This window comes from Chitinimonas sp. BJYL2 (assembly GCF_027257935.1).
GTDB lineage: Bacteria > Pseudomonadota > Gammaproteobacteria > Burkholderiales > Chitinimonadaceae > Chitinimonas.
The window spans coordinates 646,208-664,511 of record NZ_JANZKW010000002.1 but is presented as its reverse complement, the minus strand read 5'-3'; the positions used below and the strand labels follow the sequence as shown (position 1 = coordinate 664,511).

At 59.2% G+C, this 18,304-nt stretch carries 17 protein-coding genes; 10 read left to right on the top strand and 7 right to left on the bottom strand.

Annotated elements, in window-relative coordinates; translation table 11 throughout:
• Positions 1 to 25: 25 nt before the first annotated feature.
• Positions 26 to 706, bottom strand: coding sequence for a DNA repair protein RadC (gene radC, locus O9X62_RS08665; RefSeq protein ID WP_269532409.1), 681 nt, complete (start codon positions 704 to 706; stop codon positions 26 to 28).
• A gap of 250 nt (positions 707 to 956) precedes the next feature.
• Here radC and coaBC point away from each other — a divergent pair, with 250 nt between their 5' ends.
• Positions 957 to 2,168: a bifunctional phosphopantothenoylcysteine decarboxylase/phosphopantothenate--cysteine ligase CoaBC gene (gene coaBC, locus O9X62_RS08660; protein WP_269532408.1), complete on the top strand. Its 1,212-nt coding sequence runs from the start codon at positions 957 to 959 to the stop codon at positions 2,166 to 2,168.
• Positions 2,165 to 2,617, top strand: coding sequence for a dUTP diphosphatase (gene dut, locus O9X62_RS08655; RefSeq protein ID WP_269532407.1), 453 nt, complete (start codon positions 2,165 to 2,167; stop codon positions 2,615 to 2,617). Before coaBC ends, dut begins: the two co-directional genes overlap by 4 nt.
• 79 nt (positions 2,618 to 2,696) lie before the next feature.
• Here the strand turns inward: dut and O9X62_RS08650 are convergent, their stop codons facing one another.
• The 6 genes from O9X62_RS08650 to O9X62_RS08625 form a co-directional block, all read right to left on the bottom strand.
• Positions 2,697 to 3,914 (bottom strand): EAL and HDOD domain-containing protein, encoded by a 1,218-nt coding sequence (locus tag O9X62_RS08650; RefSeq protein WP_269532406.1) that lies wholly within the window; start codon positions 3,912 to 3,914, stop codon positions 2,697 to 2,699.
• Positions 3,915 to 4,000: 86 nt separating this feature from the next.
• Positions 4,001 to 5,944: a chemotaxis protein CheA gene (locus O9X62_RS08645; RefSeq protein ID WP_269532405.1), complete on the bottom strand. Its 1,944-nt coding sequence runs from the start codon at positions 5,942 to 5,944 to the stop codon at positions 4,001 to 4,003.
• 36 nt (positions 5,945 to 5,980) lie between these two features.
• A complete protein-coding gene (cheZ, locus tag O9X62_RS08640) occupies positions 5,981 to 6,802 on the bottom strand; it encodes a protein phosphatase CheZ (RefSeq protein ID WP_308446454.1) in 822 nt (273 codons plus the stop codon).
• Between the two features lie 18 nt (positions 6,803 to 6,820).
• Positions 6,821 to 7,210 (bottom strand): chemotaxis response regulator CheY, encoded by a 390-nt coding sequence (cheY, locus tag O9X62_RS08635; RefSeq protein WP_269532404.1) that lies wholly within the window; start codon positions 7,208 to 7,210, stop codon positions 6,821 to 6,823.
• 70 nt (positions 7,211 to 7,280) lie between these two features.
• Positions 7,281 to 8,216: a chemotaxis protein gene (locus O9X62_RS08630; RefSeq protein ID WP_269532403.1), complete on the bottom strand. Its 936-nt coding sequence runs from the start codon at positions 8,214 to 8,216 to the stop codon at positions 7,281 to 7,283.
• A 23-nt stretch (positions 8,217 to 8,239) separates the two neighbouring features.
• Entirely contained in the window at positions 8,240 to 9,196 is a 957-nt protein-coding gene (locus tag O9X62_RS08625) for a chemotaxis protein (RefSeq protein WP_269532402.1), read from the bottom strand.
• A 270-nt stretch (positions 9,197 to 9,466) separates the two neighbouring features.
• Here O9X62_RS08625 and O9X62_RS08620 point away from each other — a divergent pair, with 270 nt between their 5' ends.
• The 8 genes from O9X62_RS08620 to fliG all read left to right on the top strand — a co-directional run bounded on the left by O9X62_RS08620 (position 9,467) and on the right by fliG (position 18,297).
• Positions 9,467 to 10,648 (top strand): PAS domain-containing sensor histidine kinase, encoded by a 1,182-nt coding sequence (locus tag O9X62_RS08620; protein WP_269532401.1) that lies wholly within the window; start codon positions 9,467 to 9,469, stop codon positions 10,646 to 10,648.
• Between the two features lie 63 nt (positions 10,649 to 10,711).
• Positions 10,712 to 11,011 (top strand): STAS domain-containing protein, encoded by a 300-nt coding sequence (locus O9X62_RS08615; RefSeq protein ID WP_269532400.1) that lies wholly within the window; start codon positions 10,712 to 10,714, stop codon positions 11,009 to 11,011.
• Positions 11,012 to 11,029: 18 nt separating this feature from the next.
• Positions 11,030 to 12,718, top strand: a complete 1,689-nt coding sequence (locus tag O9X62_RS08610; RefSeq protein WP_269532399.1) for a fused response regulator/phosphatase — start codon at positions 11,030 to 11,032, stop codon at positions 12,716 to 12,718.
• On the top strand, positions 12,715 to 13,434 hold the full coding sequence (locus O9X62_RS08605; RefSeq protein ID WP_308446453.1) for a chemotaxis protein CheB: 720 nt from the start codon (positions 12,715 to 12,717) through the stop codon (positions 13,432 to 13,434). The genes O9X62_RS08610 and O9X62_RS08605 overlap by 4 nt, the downstream gene beginning before the upstream one ends.
• A gap of 224 nt (positions 13,435 to 13,658) precedes the next feature.
• Positions 13,659 to 15,023 (top strand): sigma-54 dependent transcriptional regulator, encoded by a 1,365-nt coding sequence (locus O9X62_RS08600; protein ID WP_269532398.1) that lies wholly within the window; start codon positions 13,659 to 13,661, stop codon positions 15,021 to 15,023.
• Between the two features lie 84 nt (positions 15,024 to 15,107).
• A complete protein-coding gene (fliE, locus tag O9X62_RS08595; RefSeq protein WP_269532397.1) occupies positions 15,108 to 15,431 on the top strand; it encodes a flagellar hook-basal body complex protein FliE in 324 nt (107 codons plus the stop codon).
• Positions 15,432 to 15,444: 13 nt separating this feature from the next.
• Positions 15,445 to 17,178, top strand: coding sequence for a flagellar basal-body MS-ring/collar protein FliF (gene fliF / locus O9X62_RS08590; RefSeq protein WP_269532396.1), 1,734 nt, complete (start codon positions 15,445 to 15,447; stop codon positions 17,176 to 17,178).
• Between the two features lie 117 nt (positions 17,179 to 17,295).
• Positions 17,296 to 18,297 carry a flagellar motor switch protein FliG gene (gene fliG / locus O9X62_RS08585; RefSeq protein WP_269532395.1) on the top strand — a complete coding sequence of 334 codons (1,002 nt, stop codon included), beginning with the start codon at positions 17,296 to 17,298 and terminating at the stop codon, positions 18,295 to 18,297.
• Positions 18,298 to 18,304 lie beyond the last annotated feature (7 nt).

Here is an 18,304-nt window from a genome sequence, read left to right as displayed (position 1 = left end):
GGCTTGAGCTGACGGCGACAGTCGGTCAGCCTGCCAGGTACCCCCGCTCAGCAAGGGAGACGGCAGTCTGCCGAGTCACAATGAAGTGATCGAGCAGGCGGAGGTCGATCAGCCGTAGCGCATCGCGCAGATGATGGGTCAGCGAGATATCTGCCGGACTCGGTTCAGCGTGGCCCGAAGGGTGGTTGTGCGCCACGATGACAGCGGCAGCATTGAGGCCGAGTGCGCGCCGGGCAATTTCACGCGGGTGCACCGTGGCTTGGTCCAGCGTGCCGCGGAACAGGATATCCGCGCTCAGCAGCGCGTGACGGGTATCCAGAAACAAGGCGGCAAAACACTCGCGCGCCTCGCCGCCCAGCCAAAGTCGCAGGTATTCACGCACGGCGGCAGGATGTTCAAAAGCCTGCGGTTGGCGCAGTTCCTCTCCCAAAGCGCGCCGGCTCATCTCGATGACCGCTTGCAGCTGGGCATACTTTGCCTCCCCGATACCGGCAATCGCGGCAAAGTCGCCAAGCCGGGCCTGGAAAAGACCTGTCAGTGAACCAAAGTTACCCAATAGCTGGCGGGCCAGATCGACCGCACTCTTTCCTGGTAGACCAACGCGCAGGAAGATCGCCAGCAACTCGGCATCGGAGAGTGCCTGTGGCCCCTGCTTCAGCAACTTTTCGCGGGGGCGTTCATCAGTGGGCCAGTCGGTAATCGGCATGGTAAAGGTGTCTATATCCGTATAGCGGCATGAATCCGGTTACGCCATCAGGCAGCTCTTCCCGCCTGCGCATGTGCTGGCGGGCATTGTGCGGTGTTCTGGCGACCCGCCTTGGTGGCCCTTGGACTGACCACCATGGGCTTGTCGCCCTTACACCGATTCGCACGTACGTTGCCAAGCCATCATCACGCGTCCTGATGAGTTATCCGGGTTAAACTTTTGGACTTGAGTGTCCAATCAAGGAGCAAGCATGGCCGAGGCAGCCAATCCGAGCCGACCACAGCGCGTGCTGCTGGGTGTTACCGGCGGCGTTGCCGCCTACAAATGCGCCGAATTGACCCGCTTGTTGGTCAAGAACGGTTACGACGTGCAGGTTGTCATGACCGAAGCGGCGACCCGTTTCGTGGCGCCCGCGACATTCCAGGCCCTTTCCGGCCGGCCGGTATTCACCGACCTTTGGGATAGCCGCGTGGATAACCACATGGCGCATATCGATCTGGGCCGCGGCGCCGATCTGATCCTGGTTGCCCCGGCATCCGCCGATTTCTTGTTCAAGCTCGCGCACGGTGCAGCGGATGATCTGCTCTCTACGCTGTGCACAGCGCGTGACTGTCCACTGTTGGTGGCGCCCGCCATGAACCGGCAGATGTGGGACAACCCGCCCAACCAGCGCAATGTAAACCTGCTGCGGCAAGATGGCATCGCTATCCTGGGCCCGGATGCTGGTGAGCAAGCCTGTGGCGAAACCGGGTTTGGCCGCATGCTGGAACCCGAGGTGCTGTTCGAGCTGATTGAAGCGACCTTCCAGCCCAAGGTGTTACGTGGCGTACGCGTGCTGGTCACGGCAGGCCCGACGTTTGAACGTATCGATGCGGTGCGCGGCATCACCAATCCCAGTTCGGGCAAGATGGGTTACGCCCTGGCCAAGGCAGCCATGGAGGCGGGTGCATCGGTAACGCTGGTATCCGGCCCCACTGCGCTGGCCGCGCCGTTTGGTGTGAAACGCATCGATGTTGAAGGCGCGCGCCAGATGCTGGCGGCGGTGACGTCCGAGGTGTCAAAAACCGATGTCTTCATCAGTGTGGCTGCGGTGGCGGACTACCATCCGGTGAGCCCTTCGGAGCAGAAGCTCAAGAAAACCGGCAGCAATCTGGTGCTGGAATTTGCCCAGAATCCCGATATTCTCGCCACCGTTGCGGGCTTGGCCGAGCCACCATTCTGTGTAGGCTTTGCCGCCGAAAGCGAGAACCTGCTTGAGTACGCCGAGCAAAAGCGCCGCCGTAAAAAGCTGCCACTACTGGTTGCCAATCAGGTGCAGGATGCGATCGGTGCCGACGACAACGAGGTACACCTGCTGGATGATCACGGCCAGCACTTGCTTCCACGGGCGCCCAAGCAGGCCATTGCCCGCGCCATCATTTCTCATACTGCCAAGCTATATCGCGAGTACCACAAACCATGAAGAAATCTGTTGATGTCCGTTTGCTGGACGAGCGGCTCAAAGCGCAGGCGCCGGCTTATGCAACGAGCGGTTCGGCCGGACTGGATCTCCGCGCCTGTATTGAAGCCCCGGTCGAATTGAACCCTGGTGCCACCACACTGATTCCTACCGGCATGGCGGTGCATCTCGCCGATCCCAACTACGCGGCAATGATCCTGCCTCGCTCGGGTCTGGGCCATAAACACGGCATCGTGCTGGGTAATCTGGTCGGCTTGATTGATTCGGATTACCAAGGGCAGATCTTCGTGTCGGTCTGGAACCGTGGACACGAAGCCTTTCTGATCCAGCCACTGGAGCGAATTGCGCAATTGGTGGTTGTGCCCGTGGTGCAGCTCGATTTCAATATCGTAGACAGCTTTGAAGCCAGCTCGCGGGGCGAGGGCGGATTTGGAAGTACCGGCAAGCATTGAGCTTGTGCTGCCACCAAAACAAACAGCCGCCCGAGGGCGGCTGTTTGTTTTGGTGATGAACCTCGGTGTAACGGAGGGGTTAAACGCCCAACTCTTCCACCCAGGCCAGCGCGGAGACATGCGCCTTGTTGAGCATTTCCGGCGTGATCTGCAAATTGGCACACAGACGCGGCACTTCAGCCATATCCGGGTCTTCACAGGCTTCGGCAAGCTCCAGGAACGGGCCGTAAATGCCACCGCGATCTGTGAGGGCCTCGCTGACCGTATCGGGCAGCAGCAGCGTCTCCAGGATGTTCTCCATGGGCATGTCTAGCATTACGTCCAGCAGCGAGAAGACGCCCACAATGAACAGGTTGTCGCGGTCGGTACCATCCAGCAGATGGCTACCCAGCAGCTCGACCAGGCGACCACGGGTGATCGCGGTTTTCATTAGTGCGGGTGGCGTGCCAGCGTCGGAACTGGCAGTTACCAGCAACAGCGTCAGCCAGCGATAAAGCTTTTGGTAACCCAGAATCGTCACGGCGTGACGGAAGGAGTGAATCTCGCACGAGAGGCCAAAGCCAGCCGAGTTGATATAGCGCAGCAGCTTGAACGAGAGCGCCACATCACGCTTGAGCGCGTTCTCGATCTCGGAGATCTCGGCGTTGTTCCGCAGCATGTTGAGCAAGCTGAGGATATTGGCATAAGCCGGATTGATGACCTTGGCCGACAGCGTTTCCGGATGCGCAAAGTAGTAGCCCTGGAAGCAGTCGAGGCCTACGTCGAGACAGAATTTGAACTCATCCTTGGTCTCGACCTTCTCGGCCACCTGCAACACCGGGAATTTGCGCAATTCCTTGGACAGGCTCTTGACGTTATCCAGACCGAGTTGCTGGATATCCAGCTTCACGTAGTTGGCGAACTCAAGGAAAGGCGCGGTTTGCGGCGTATAGGTGAAATCATCAAGCGCAATGCCGAAGCCTTGGGCGCGCAGTTCCTTCGCGCGCGCCAGCAGCTCGGGCGTCGCGTTGACCGATTCCACGATTTCGAGCACCACGCGTTGTGGGTGCAGGAGTTCGAGGAAGTTGCTTTCCAGCATGGAGGTCGCAACGTTCACGAAGGCTAGCTTGCTGCCCACGAGCCAGTCGGCACCCATATTCGATAGCGTGTTGACCAGAATGTTGGTTCCGGCCTGCATGTCGCTGGAGAAGTCTGCGTGGAGTGAAGTCTCATCAAGCCGGAACAGCAATTCATAACCAATGATTTGCTGTTGGCGGTTCAGGATGGGCTGGCGGCCAATAAAGGCGTTGTTCTGCATGGGGACTCGCGGTTGCGTAAGCAGTCAGTGGCGTGAAAACGGCGGTCTCATTATGCAAGACCGCCGCTAGGCTTGGCAATTTCGCCTCAGGACTTGTCCGTAAGCATTTCGAGCAACTGGGTGGACTTGATCGCTGATTGGTCAGACTGACTATCGTCGAGCAAGTTCTCCATGTCCAGTACCAGCACGACCGAACCATCGCCAGAGAGGGTTGCACCGGCAATGCCACGGGGGCGGATATTCTGGAGTGGCTTGATCACCACATCATCGCGACCGATGAAGCTGTCGATCGCAAGGATGAAGTTGTTTTCGCCACTTTGCATCAATACACCGAATTGCGGGGTTTGTGTTTCCTGCCAACCGAGCAGGCGCGCCAGAGACCTGACGGACAGTATTTCGTCGCGCACCACGATGGTGGCCCGACCGGAAACTTCCTGAACCTGCTCCGAGCGAATCGGGATGATTTCCCGCACCATGGCCAAGGGGACACCAAACGGCTGGTTGCAAACTTGCACCACCAGCACCGGCAGAATTGCCAGGGTCAGTGGCAGCGAGATCGTGAAGCGTGAGCCCTCGCCGACGGTGGACTGGATATCGATCCTGCCGTTGAGCTTCTGGATGTTGGTTTTGACGACGTCCATGCCGACGCCGCGGCCGGACACACTGGATATCTGATCCTTCGTCGAGAAGCCCGGCATGAAAATCAGTTGCAGGGCCTGCTTGTCATCCAGGCTATTGGCGGTTTCGAGGTCGATAATGCCCTTCTCGACGGCTTTGCGACGGAGCATGTCCGGGCGCATGCCCTTACCATCGTCGACAATCTCGATCAGGATATGGTCACCAACCTGTGTGGCCGAGAGCTGCACGATACTCTTGCCGGGCTTGCCCGCGGCAATGCGCTCCTCGATGGTTTCGACACCATGGTCTACTGCATTGCGAACCAAGTGGACCAAAGGATCGTTGAGATCCTCGATCATGGTCTTGTCGAGTTCGGTTTCCTCACCCGTAATGACGAGTTCGACATCCTTACCCAACTGGCGTGCGAGATCGCGTGCGAGCCGCGGGTACTTCTGGAACAGGCGGCCGATCGGCTGCATGCGCGTCTTCATGACCGCGTTCTGCAGATCACTGACCAAGAGGTCCAGTTGACCGATGGCCTCATCGAGCGCTTTGAGCGTGCCGGGATCGGTTTTGCCTCCCAGAATGTCGGTACGCAGGGTGGTCAGGCGGTTTTTGGTCAGACCAATCTCGCCAGACAGATTCAGCACCTGATCCAGTCGATTGGTATCGATACGGATGGTATTTTCCTGCGTCGACAACTGCTGCATGGCTGCCGGCGCTTTGGCAGGGGCAGCTTGTGCCATGGGCTTGGGCTGAGCCGGAGCCGCCACCGGCGATGCGGCGGGCAAGGGCGGTGTGGTGGGTGCGGGTGCAACGGCAACCGGCGCGCTGACGACAGGGGCGCTGCTTGGCGCCGGGCTGGAAACAGGTGCAGACCCGGTAATGGCCTGATGCAAGGCGGCCCAGTCGGGTTCATTGCCGCTTTGCGCAGGTGCAGGGGCGGGCGCGGACGCCACTGGCGCGGGAGCCGGTGCGGGCGCTGCGGCCGGCGCGGGTGCTGGGCTGCTGCTGTTGAGCCGCCCCTCCAGTGCGTTGTCCAGTTGCGTGAGCAGGGATTGGTCCGCAGGTGCGGGCATGCGTCCTTGGGACAAGGAGCCAAACATGTCACGCACGACGCCGGTGGCGGCAAGAATGGCATCCATCAGCTCGGGTGTGAGCTTGAGCTCAAGGTTACGCAGCTTGTCGAACAGGTTCTCGGTGCGGTGGCACAGATTGACCAGTGGGTCGACATTCAGGAAACCGGCACCGCCCTTGATCGTGTGAAAGCCACGAAAAATCACGTTGAGCAGATTCTTGTCGTCGGGCCGTTTTTCCAGCTCGACCAGCTTGTTATCCACATCGGACAGCAGCTCACTGGCTTCAGTCAGAAAATCCTGAAGCAGTTCTTCCATCCCGCCAAAGTCGCTCATGACAACGTCCTTTCAGACTTCAGGGTGCATCCGTGATCAGAATCCAAGGCTGGCGAGCAGATCGTCGACCTGGCTCTGATCGGTAACCACATCGGTACGGCCTTCCGCGTTGTAAACCGGGCCGTTCAGCAGGCTGGCGTCAACGTCGGCTACTTTGGGTGGCACACCGCCGGCGGGCGAGAACTGAACCAGGAACTCGAGCAGGCCGCCTTCCATTTCTTTGGCCATTTCGACGATCTTCTTGATCACCTGACCCGTGAGATCCTGGAAGTCCTGCGCCATCATGATTTCCAGCAGTTGCGCATTGGTGGCGCGTGCGTGGCCGGCCGATGACTTCAGGTGCTCGCGGGTCTTGGCCGCGAGTTGCTTGAACTCTTCGACCGACAACTGGTTGGCAAAGAGTTTGTCCCATTGCTGTGCCAAGGCTTCGGATTCACTCTCGATCTTGTCCTGCAACGGCTGGGCGGCGTCCACGGCGTTGAGCGTGCGGTTCGCCGCCTGCTCGGTGAGTGTGGCGATATACGACAAGCGATCACGCGCATCGGGAATGGCGGCAGCGGCCTTTTCGATGGATTTGTCGTAACCAAGCTCGCGCAGGGCATCGTGGATCTTGCGAGTCAGCTGGCCAATGCTGGCAAACATCGAGCGTGCCGGGTCGGAGCTTGCGTCCATTGCGTTGGCGAGGACTTGCTGGGCTGCACTGGCGCTGGACTCGGTGCTGGTGCTTGTTTCTGCTGGCGCTGCTGCTACGGGCTCCGCAACCGGTGCGGGTTCACTGCTTGAGCTTGCCGACACGATGCTGTCGAACAACGCCTGCAGTTCGTCGGAGTCGCCGCTATTGTTGGCTTTGTCGCTCACGTTGAACTCCTGCTTGGGTTACTTGTTCAATGACTGGAAAATTTTGCCGAGCTTTTCGTCAAGGGTGGCCGCGGTGAACGGCTTGACGATGTAGCCGCTGGCACCGGCCTGAGCTGCTTCCACGATGTTTTCTTTCTTGGCCTCGGCCGTGATCATCAGGAAGGGGAGATGCTTGAGGGTTGGGTCGCCGCGAACCGCCTTGAGCAGTTCGATGCCGGTCATATTGGGCATGTTCCAGTCGGAGACGACAAAGTCGAAAGCAGAAGACTTGAGCTTGTGCAGGGCAACCTGACCGTCTTCCGCTTCTTCCACATTGCTGAAACCCAGCTCTTTGAGCAGGTTGCGCACAATGCGGCGCATGGTCGAGAAATCGTCCACCACGAGAAATCTTAGATTTTTATCCGTCATGTCTTGCTCCGAGAACCGTTACCGCGGGTTTGCGGCGTGTCGCTATTTTGTTTGGGCTTGTTTGCCGTTGTCAGGCCTGCAGATAGGGTGAAATCGTCTCTGCGAGGACGAGAGGATCGAATTTGGCGACATAGGCGTCAACTCCCACGCTACTTCCCATGGCTCGGTTGGCATTGGAAGACAGTGAGGAATGCATGACGACGGGTATGCCCTGGAAGCGGGAGTCGGACTTGATGTGCTTGGTGAGCACGTAGCCGTCCATCTCTGGCATTTCAGCATCGACCAGAATCAGCTTGAGGAAGCTGCGCAGCGGCTCCTTTTCGTGCTGATAGCGGTTGGCGATGTTCTGCAGCTTTTCCCAAGCCTCAGCGCCGTTGTTGGCCTGCTGGTACTTGACGCTGACTTTGTCCAGCACGCTGATGATTTCCTTGCGTGCCACGATGGAGTCGTCGCAGAAGAACATGAAGCGATCCTGCTCCATGGCTACCGCGGGGATTTCCGGGACGAATGTTTCGCCTAACACACTTGACAGGATGGATTCGACGTCGAGTATCGAGACGAGCTTGCCGTCTTCGAGCTCGGTGATGGCGGTGATCAAAGCCTGATTGCCCGCCAGCATGGTTTCCGGTGCACGTACCTTGTTCCAGTCCACGCGGATGATCCGGTCTACCGAGTCCACCAGGAAACCCTGGGTGTGCTTGGAGAACTCGGTGACGATCATGGTGGCTTCGGTGCTGCCCTTTTCTTCGTTCGGGCAGACAAACTTGGCCAGCGACATCACCGGGATGATATTGCCGCGCAGCGAAATGACACCTTCGACGCCGACCGGCATGTTCGGTGTCTTGGTGATTTTCGGGGTCTGCGACACCTCGCGGACCTTGAAAACATTGATACCGAACGTTTCCCGTGTTCCCAATGAGAACAGCAGGATTTCCATCTTGTTCGAGCCCGCAAGCTTGGTACGAGCGTCGACATTATCGAGCAGTGTGGCGTTCTCGTTAGACATGGTCTCCCCTTATCGGCCGCCGGTTACTTTGTTGCATTGCGCAGCATGGTGGTGACAGCCTCGGTCAGCTTGTGCGGCTCGAACTTGGCCACATAGGCATCGACACCGACAGATTGCCCGAGGCGCTGGTTGGACATGCCGGAGAGCGAGGAATGCATGAGGATGGGGATCCCGGTGAAGCGGGGGTCACTCTTGATGGACTTGGTCAGCATGTAGCCATCCATTTCGGGCATCTCAACGTCGGTCAGGATCATGTGCACGAATTCGCGTACCGGCTTGCCCACTACTTCGGCTTGCGCGGCAATGCGCTGCAATTCGGTCCAGGCGCGCATGCCGTTGATGGCTTCAATATAGTTGAGCTCAAGGGCCTCGAGCGTGCGCTGGATCTGGCGTCGGGCGACGGCTGAGTCATCGGCGTAGAACACGGTTTTGCCGATCAGGTCGCTGGCGGGCTGGATGGCCTTGAAGTCGGCCGAGTCGTCGATGTCGTTGGTCTCTGCGAGCACTTTCTCGACATCGAGCATCATGACCAGCTTGCCGTTTTCAAGCTCGGTCACGGCGGTGACCAGGCCGCGCAGGTTGTTGACCAGCATTTCGGGCGGGACGCGCATCTGCGACCAATCCAGCCGCAGAATCGTATCGACTGCCTCAACCAGAAAACCCTGTGTGTGGCCGTTGTATTCGGACACGATCATGATTTCGGGCTTGCTGTCGGTCTGCACACCCACATAGGTAGCCAGATCAATCACCGGGATCAGGTTGCCACGCAGGCTGACCATGCCCTTGACGGCCTCTGGCATCTCGGGTGCCTGGGTGATTTCGGGGGTACGCATGACTTCGCGCACCTTGAACACGTTGATACCGAAGTTCTCGCGGCGGCCCGTGCGTTGGTCCACGCCGAGGGTGAACAGCAGGATTTCGAGCTTATTGGTGCCCGCGAGTTTGGTGCGCGCGTCGATTTTCTTGAGCAAGTCGGACACGGTTGCGGCTCCGCGAATGGGGGTTGGAGAGTCTCAGTATGCTGGATACCAAGCCCGACTTGGCTTGGCAGGCAACTGGACTGCTTCTGGGAATTCTAGTTCAAGCATATGTCCGCATACCTTGTATAAGCACAAACATTGTATCCGGTGTCTTGTCTACGTTATCCACCGCGCAAGACAAGTTTTCAAGCCAGACAAGCAATCTGGGCCAGAATTAGCCTTGCCATGTTTTTATAAACCAAGCCTGTAGTCGTCACAAGGAAGCCAGTCGTGCAGGAAAATGACCGTGTTACATCCAGCCCCGCCAGCACCATGGATCGTGCGGAGCTTGAACAGGCGTTCACCCTGTTTACCGAGGCATCGCGTCAGCTGGTCGAGTCTTACCAGGAGCTTGAGCAAAAGGTCGCATCGCTGACCCGGGAGCTGGCGGTGGCCAATGGTGCTCTCCGGCAGCAGTTCGAGGAAAAGGCGGCTTTGTCCAGCAGGCTGGGTGCGCTTCTGTCTGCTTTGCCGGCGGGCGTTGTGGAGCTGGACCAGGCAAACCGCGTGGTTACCGCCAATCCTGCTGCCGTGGCCATCTTTGGCCAGGCCTTGGTCGGCCAGGTGTGGAGCGAGGTGGTTGAGCGCATATTGGCGCCGATTGCGGAAAGCCCGGAGTGGCAGCTCGCCCATCCTGATGGGAATGTGCGCCGGCTGACGCTGGCGGAGAGCCAGCTCGCCAGTGGTGAGCGCATCATGCTGATTCACGATGTGAGTGAGGATTGGCGTCTGCGGCAGCAGCTGGAGCACCATCAGCGCCTTGCGGCGATGGGGGAAATGGCTGCGGGGCTTGCCCATCAGCTACGTACGCCCTTGGCAACAGCGCTGTTGTATACCGCCAACCTGACCAAGCCGCACCTCGGTGAGGCGGAGCGGGTCAAGTTTGGCGAAAAATCGCTGGCGCGACTGCGGCATCTGGAAACGCTGATCAAGAACATGCTTCAGTTTGTACGGGGCCAGCAGGCTGAGCTGGAGCGGGTTGATCTGGTGGCGGTGCTGGAGGATGCCCTGCAGACTGTGCAACCTCAGGACGCGGGATCTACACGGCACTGGGTGGTGGCAGTGGAGCCTGCGTCTGCCTGGGTGGCGGCGGGCCGCAAGGAACTGACGGGGGCGCTGATCAATTTGCTGGAAAATGCCTTGCAGGCGACCGCTCCTGGCGATGCGATCAAGCTGGCGTTGAGCGCCAGAGGCGGCGATTGGCAGGTTACTTTGCAAGATGAGGGTTGCGGTATGGATGCCACGGTGCAGGATCGCCTTTTCGAGCCGTTCTTCACGACCCGCAAGGAGGGGACGGGTCTGGGGCTGGCGATTGTGCGTAATCTGGTGAGTGCCTATGGCGGCCGGATTGATGTGGTCTCTGCGCCCGGCGAGGGGGCGACTTTCACGATCCTGTTGCCAGCGCGTGACTAGCTCCCTAAGGTTAAGGCATTGCAGTAGTCACTCCCTTATCGAATTCAGGAAAGCATCCGTACCATGACAGCCATCGTTGAGATCAACGGCCAGACCGGCCGACTGCTGCTCTCTGGCCAGTTCGACTTCAGCGCACACCGGGATTTCCGGCAGGCTTGCGACGAGCTGCTCGGCAGCGAAGCGGTGCGCGAGATCCTGATCGATTTTGGTCAGGTGGATTACCTCGATAGCTCGGCGCTGGGTATGTTGCTGCTGCTCAAGGAGAAAGCCGCGGGCAGACAGCTGGCATTGATCAATTGCCGCGATACCGTAAGGCAGGTGCTGGAGATTGCCTGTTTCGGGAAGATATTCACCATCCGCTAGGTTGTTAACCCATCCCCCATGAAGATCCTGCTCGCCGACGATGCCGAGGTGGTCCGACTGGTTGTCGGGCGATTCGTGGAATCCATGGGACATGAGCTTGTGCTTGCACTGGATGGGATCGACGCTGTGGCCAGCTACCGTCAGCATCGGCCCGACATGGTACTGATGGACATGTTGATGCCGCGTCTCGATGGTCCGCAGGCGGGTCGGCAGATCAAGGAAATCGCCGGGGAGCACTGGGTTCCGATTGTGCTGATCACCGCGGTGGAAGAGGTGGCCCAGCTGGCCGACGCCATGGAGCTGGGTGTTGACGACTACCTGATCAAGCCTGTCAATTTCCGGATTCTGGAAGCCAAGATTCGCGCGATTGAGCGTACGCTGGAACTGAATCGCAAGGTGCGGGATCAGGCGCTCAAGCTGGCAGATTATTACGACAAGGCAGAAGAAGAGAAGCTGGTCGCGCGCCACCTGATGGAGCAGCTGGTCAACCGTGAGCGCCTGTCGGATACCCAGTTGCACGCCTGGATCGCCCCTGCGGAAAGCCTATCGGGCGACCTGATCGCAGCAGCCCGAACGCCGGGCCGGGTGCTGCACCTGATGCTGGCAGATGGGATCGGTCACGGTTTGACGGCAGCGCTCAATGTGCTGCCGCTGACGCAGCCGTTCTATGCCATGACGGCACGAGGCTTCGACATCGAAGACATCCTTGTCGAAATGCACTCCAAGGTGCGCGAAGTGCTGCCTTTGGGGCGTTTCGTGGCGCTGGCCGTGGTAACCGTGGATTTTGCCCGCAGGACGATAGGCGTGTGGAATGGCGGTATTCCGGCGCTGCGTTTGCTGGATGAGAATGGTGACGAGCGCATGGCCTGGCCCTCACATAACCTGCCGCTGGGCATCTTGGCCAATACCGAGTTTGTACCGGAAATCGAACGCTATGCATTTGCGTCACGCTGTAGCCTGGTGGCGTGTTCGGACGGCTTGCTGGAAGCACGCAATCCTGCGGGCGAGGCGTTTGGTGAGGCACGTTTGCTGGCCGCCTGTGCCGGAAAGTCGGCCGTCTCGGCCCGTCAGGACATTATTGATGCGCTGGCCCGGTTTGTCGGCGATGCCGAGCGCCATGACGACATCTCGCTGGTGTTGATCGATATCGATCCCGCTGCCGTTACCCCATCTCCTTCGCCCGCCCGCTGGCCGGACGTGCCCATGCAGATGGAAAGTGCCGAGTGGCAGTATGAGCTGTCCTTGGGTGCAGATGAGTTGCGGCACTTGCGTACGGTTCCGCATATTCTCGGGTTCGTGAGCCAGATCGACTCGCTCGTCAAAGTGCAGGCGGATCTGTTTGTGATCCTGAATGAGCTGGTTACCAATGCGGTCGATCATGGCCTGCTGGGGCTGCCCCCGAGTGTGCGCAGCGAGCCGGAAGGCATGATCCGTTACCGGCGGGCACGTATCCGTCGTTTGCAGGGTCTGAAGTCGGGTCGGGTTGATATCCGTTTGCGTGCCAGCAAATGCGCTGATGAGGTGATTGTGCGGGTGCGTGTCGCAGATACCGGACCCGGTTTCGACTGGCAGCGGTGGCAATCGGGTCATCTGCCGCCCGCTGAGGCGAGCAGGGGGCTGATGGTGGTTCGCGGTCTGGTCCGTGATCTGGTGTTCGAGGGCGTCGGCAACGCGGTGGAGGCCACCTATGTGGCGCGTGTGCAATGAGCAAAACCGAGAAGCACGCTTCCCGCCAAGTCATGCCGGCAATGCCCAAAATGGACATTCCGCCGAGCTATTCGGCAGATGCGGTGTTGCCCATTACGCCACGACCGGCGCGATTGCCGCAGCAGCGCTTGATTATTGTCGGTGCCTCCACGGGCGGCACCGAAGCCTTGAAGCAGTTGTTGCTGCATCTGCCTGGCGACTCGCCTGCTGTCCTGATTGCGCAACACATGCCCGCTGCGTTTACCAAGACCTTCGCCGCCCGGCTCGATACGATCAGCGCCTTGCACGTCAAGGAGGCGGAAGATGGAGAGCCCGTATTGCCGGGTCACGCCTATATCGCGCCGGGACACATGCATCTTTTGCTGAGTCTGGGCGCGGGCGGCTACCAGTGTGAGTTGTCCGATGCTGCTCCGGTGAATCGCCATCGCCCTTCAGTGGATGTGCTGTTCCGTTCTGCTGCCAACGTTGGCCGGCACAACGTGGTGGGCGTCATCCTGACCGGCATGGGGCGAGATGGGGCTGCAGGCATGCTGGAAATGAAGCGGGCGGGTGCCTATACCATTGCGCAGGATGAGGCGAGCTGTGTGGTTTTCGGCATGCCCAAGGAAGCCATTGCGTTGGGCGGTGCCGACGAGATCCTGCCTTTGGATAGTATCGCCCCGAGGCTGGTCGCCATGCTGCGCGGCGCGCTCCCCAAAGCCGGCGACCCCGTGTAAGCTCAATGCGCTTGTAAAGCATTGCCGCAAGACTTGCGCGTGGTGCACGCCGCCGTAGTTCAGTCCGTAACTCGGGCATGCCGCGTGCTAACTTGTCAGTCAGATATCAACCCGCTGTCTGTTTGCACTCCCTCTGCTTGTATCAGCCTGTCCCGGTGCGCTGATGCCACTGGAGGGCTTGAAGGAGCGACATGCAGCGGCTTCAACACTCACGCAGATTGCCTATGCCCGCATTACCCCTTCTGATTGTCGAAGATGATAACGACCTGCGCGAGGCGCTGACGGATACGCTAGAACTCGCTGGGTATCAGGTCCTCACCGCCGAAGATGGTGAAGCCGGGTTGGCTGTCCTGGAAGCGCATAAGGTCGGCATGGTGTTGTCCGATGTGCAGATGCAGCCCATGGATGGTGAAACTCTGCTCAAGCGGGTCAAGCTTGGCTACCCGCATATCCCTGTCGTGCTCATGACGGCCTACGGAGTAATCGAGAAAGCCGTGGCGGCACTGCACGCCGGCGCAGCTCACTATCTCCCCAAACCCTTCGAGCCTGATGAGTTGCTCGCCACGGTAGCCAAATACATGCTGCCGGCGGTGGATGATGAGTCGGTGATTGCGGAGGATCCGGGGATGTTGCGCCTGCTGGATATGGCCCAGCGCGTTGCACAATCGGAGGCTGCCGTGATGATCACCGGCGAGAGCGGCACCGGTAAGGAGGTGATGGCGCGGTATATCCACCGCCATTCATTTCGCGCCAAAGGGCCATTTGTGGCCATCAACTGTGCCGCCATTCCCGAGCAGCTCCTGGAGTCCACGCTGTTCGGTCACGAGAAGGGCGCATTTACCGGTGCGGCCGCGCAACACATTGGCAAGTTTGAGCAGGCGGATGGCGGTACTCTGCTGCTCGACGAAATCTCCGAGATGCCGCTTGGCCTGCAAGCCAAGCTGTTGCGTGTGTTGCAGGAGCGGGAAGTCGAACGCGTGGGCGGCAAGAAGCCGATCGGCATCGATATCCGCGTGCTCTCGACCTCCAACCGTGACATGCCCAAAGAAGTAGCAGAAGGCCGCTTCCGCGAAGATTTGTATTACCGGCTCAATGTATTTCCGCTGGCTCTGCCAGCCTTGCGCGAACGGGCTGACGATATTGTCCCGCTGGCACGCAGCATGCTATCCAGACATGCAGCAACCGCGAAGCGCCGTGTGCCGGCAGTATCGGCGTCGGCAGCGGCAACGCTGACTGCACATCGCTGGGAAGGGAATATCCGCGAACTTGAGAACGTGATGCAGCGCGCCCTGATTCTTGCGCCGGGTGACGAGATTGACGCCGAACATCTGTTTTTGCCGGTGCAGAGCCGGCAGGAATTGCCGGTGGCGGCAAAATCTGCCGCCCCGCTCTCGGTATCTGCCGGGGATGCTGCGCCAGCGGCATCCGCCATCACCGATATCAAGTTGCTGGAGCGTCAGCACATACTCGATACGCTCAGGCTGGCCGGGGGTGTACGGAAGTTGGCGGCCGAGCGTTTAGGCATGAGCGAACGCACTTTGCGTTACAAGTTGCAGCAATACCGTGCCGAAGGTTGGCATGAAGAATAAAGACTAGTTAGCGCTTGGCCTGTGGATTGCTTGCTATAGTGGAAGCGAGCCACATACAATCAGACGCAGTATTTGGAGTGCATCATGAGCGTGCAAGGCATAGACAACCTGTTGGGCGAACTGAAGGCGATGTCCGCCAAGGCGGCCTCGCAAGGTACGTCTGCTGCCGACGTAGTGCCGGAGGGTGCCGATTTTGCATCGGTACTCAAGGCCTCACTGGATCAGGTAAGCCAGATGCAATCCGAATCGCAGGCCAAGCAGCAGGCGTTCGAAATGGGCGACCCGAATGCCAACCTGCAAGACGTGATGGTCTCGCTCCAAAAAGCGAGCCTGTCTTTCCAGACCATGGTGCAGGTTCGTAACAAGCTGGTGTCCGCATACCAGGAAGTTATGAACATGCAGGTGTGATATCGCCTGACATATGGATGACGCGGTCGTAGCCGTCGATAATCGTGACGCGCAACCGGGTGAGAAACCAAACCTCATCCAGCGCTTCAATCAGCTTCCCAATCCCCGCAAGATACTGATCATCGCCGTTGCCGCTGCAGCGATTGCAGCCGCAGCGATGGCATTCTTGTGGGCCCGAGATCCTGGTTACAAGATATTGTTCTCCAATATCTCGGACAAGGATGGCGGGCAGATTGTCCAGTCGCTGCAGCAACTCAATATTCCCTACAAGCTTGAGCCTGGCGGGGTGATTTCGGTACCTGCCGAAATGGTCCATGGCGCGCGCCTGCAACTGGCGTCGCAAGGCTTGCCCAAAGGCGGTGCCAACGGTTTCGGCACGCAGGGCTTCGAGTTGATGGATAACCAGAAATTCGGCATCAGCCAGTTCGGTGAGCAGATCAACTACCAGCGCGCGGTGGAAGGTGAGTTGGCTCGCTCGATCGAATCGCTGTCGGCTGTGGCTTCGGCGCGTGTACATCTGGCCATGCCCAAGCAGACAGTCTTTCTGCGTGAGCAGCAAAAGCCGACTGCCTCAGTCTTGCTGACCCTGCATCCGGGCCGCACTCTGGATGGCTCGCAAATCGCGGGTATCGTGCATCTGGTATCAAGCAGCGTGCCGGATCTGCCGGTCAAGAACGTGACCGTCGTGGACCAGGATGGCAATCTGCTGTCGAACTCGCCGGATTTCCTGGGTGGCGGGAATGGCTCGCTCAACCAGCGCCAGATGGCGCTTGTGCATCAGCAGGAAATCCTGCTGTCGGAGCGTATCCAGAAGATTCTGGAACCCATCGTCGGCAACGACAACGTCAAGGCTGAAGTCACCGTACAGATGGATTTCTCGGAGGTCGAACAGGCCAGCGAGAGCTACAAGCCCAATTCGCCTCCCAATGCATCGGCTATCCGTAGCGAACAGTCCACAGAGGGATCTGGCGCGAGCGCCGCGCAACCGTCGGGTGTGCCGGGTGCCTTGTCGAATCAGCCACCGGGTGCGGCTGCTGCCCCCATCACTCTGCCGAATCCGCCGGGTGTGACGGTCAATAATGCGGGCAATACCACTTCGCACAAGGAAATGACCCGCAACTACGAGGTCGACAAAACGGTTCAGCACGTCAAGCAGCAGGTGGGTGTGCTCAAGCGTGTCAATGCGGCCGTGGTGGTCAATTACAAGCGGGTCCAACAGAAGGACGGCGGCGTGAAGTCTGTGCCGCTGACCCAGCAGGAAATCAACCAGGTTACCAATCTGGTTCAGGAGGCGATCGGCTACAACAAAGACCGTGGCGACTCGGTCAAGGTAGTCAACGCCGCCTTTGCCGACCGTATCCTGGATGTGGCGGGCAAGTCGTTCATCGAGAAACTCACCGAGTATCTGATCAACAACACGGCCAACATCATCAAGGTAATCCTGATCGGCTTGGTACTGGCTTATCTGATGTTTGGCGTGGTGCGACCCATCCTGCGTGATGTGATTCGTCCGCGTCAGGACAAGACGATAGGCGGCGAAGAAGGTGGCGTGGCGCTGACTGCCGAGGAGCTGGCGCAATCTGAAGTCGAGGCCGAAGTGGTGGCAGAGGCCGAGGCGAGTGCCCAGATGGCCGCGTTCAGCGAACTGCTGCAGCGTGCCAAGGAAATGGCCAAGGAAGATCCGCGCATGGTGGCTACCATCATTCGCGAATGGTTGAACGCCGATCCAGCCGACAAGACCGTGTGATGGGCTTGCGTTTACATGGCAGGGGTGCCGGGCCGTGCCTGCATGTCCTGCCGTGTTTTCGTCTGGGTTTGCAAGTGACTGCACAGGCGGGTTCCGCCCGATACATCAGGAGCCGTCATGGCCAACAATGAGGAAGCCATTCGTCGTAGCGCCATCTTGCTGATGAGCCTGGGCGAGGAGGCCGCGGTCGAGGTATTCAAGTATCTCGGCCCCAAGGAAGTGCAGAAGATCGGTCTGTCCATGGCGTCCATGGACAACGTCACCCGTGAGCAGGTGGAATCGGTGGTCACCGAGTTCCTGGCGGGGACGATGAACCGCGCCAACTTTGGTGCCGCAGATGAATACATCCGCTCTGTGCTCACCAAGGCGCTGGGTTCCGACAAGGCCGCCAACCTTCTGGATCGCATCCTTCAGGGTGGTGATAACACTGGTATCGAGTCACTCAAGTGGATGGATTCGGTAGCCGTTGCCGAGCTGATCAAGAATGAGCACCCGCAGATCATTGCTACCATTCTGGTGCACCTTGAGCCGGACCAGGTGTCCGAGGTTCTCAACCAGTTCACCGAGCGACTGCGTAACGACGTTCTCCTGCGGATCGCCACGCTTGAGGGTGTGCAGCCGACTGCCTTGCGTGAGCTGAACGATGTGCTCACCCAGTTGTTGTCGGGTGCAGACCGGGTCAAGAAGTCGGCCATGGGTGGCGAGGGCATGGCGGCAGAAATCCTCAACTTCATGGGTGGCGTCGTCGAGGCATCGGCGGTCAATGCCATTCGCGAGTACGACCCGGAGTTGGCGCAACGCATCCAGGACAAGATGTTCACCTTCGAGAACCTGGTCGACGTGGACGATCGTGGTATCCAGATCCTGTTGCGCGAGGTGTCGTCGGATTCCCTCATTGTGGCCATGAAAGGTACCAGCGAAGCTCTGCGCAACAAGGTATTCCGCAATATGTCGCAACGGGCGGCCGAAATGCTGCGTGATGACTTCGAGGCCAAAGGTGCGGTCAAGGTGTCGGATGTGGAAGCTGAGCAGCGCGAGATTCTCAAGGTCGTACGCCGCCTTGCCGATGAGGGCCAGATCGCTATTGCCAAGGGCGGTAGTGAAGGCTTTGTTGAATAAGGCCATC

Bases quoted from the DNA above. Each gene is read 5' to 3' on its own strand.
- radC (WP_269532409.1), bottom strand. From the start codon at position 706: ATGCCGATTACCGACTGGCCCACTGATGAACGCCCCCGCGAAAAGTTG.
- fliF (WP_269532396.1), top strand. From the start codon at position 15,445: ATGGATGACGCGGTCGTAGCCGTCGATAATCGTGACGCGCAACCGGGT.
- O9X62_RS08610 (WP_269532399.1), top strand. From the start codon at position 11,030: ATGAAGATCCTGCTCGCCGACGATGCCGAGGTGGTCCGACTGGTTGTC.
- O9X62_RS08630 (WP_269532403.1), bottom strand. From the start codon at position 8,216: ATGTCTAACGAGAACGCCACACTGCTCGATAATGTCGACGCTCGTACC.
- coaBC (WP_269532408.1), top strand. From the start codon at position 957: ATGGCCGAGGCAGCCAATCCGAGCCGACCACAGCGCGTGCTGCTGGGT.
- fliG (WP_269532395.1), top strand. From the start codon at position 17,296: ATGGCCAACAATGAGGAAGCCATTCGTCGTAGCGCCATCTTGCTGATG.
- cheY (WP_269532404.1), bottom strand. From the start codon at position 7,210: ATGACGGATAAAAATCTAAGATTTCTCGTGGTGGACGATTTCTCGACC.
- O9X62_RS08605 (WP_308446453.1), top strand. From the start codon at position 12,715: ATGAGCAAAACCGAGAAGCACGCTTCCCGCCAAGTCATGCCGGCAATG.
- O9X62_RS08650 (WP_269532406.1), bottom strand. From the start codon at position 3,914: ATGCAGAACAACGCCTTTATTGGCCGCCAGCCCATCCTGAACCGCCAA.
- dut (WP_269532407.1), top strand. From the start codon at position 2,165: ATGAAGAAATCTGTTGATGTCCGTTTGCTGGACGAGCGGCTCAAAGCG.
- O9X62_RS08600 (WP_269532398.1), top strand. From the start codon at position 13,659: ATGCCCGCATTACCCCTTCTGATTGTCGAAGATGATAACGACCTGCGC.
- fliE (WP_269532397.1), top strand. From the start codon at position 15,108: ATGAGCGTGCAAGGCATAGACAACCTGTTGGGCGAACTGAAGGCGATG.
- O9X62_RS08645 (WP_269532405.1), bottom strand. From the start codon at position 5,944: ATGAGCGACTTTGGCGGGATGGAAGAACTGCTTCAGGATTTTCTGACT.
- O9X62_RS08615 (WP_269532400.1), top strand. From the start codon at position 10,712: ATGACAGCCATCGTTGAGATCAACGGCCAGACCGGCCGACTGCTGCTC.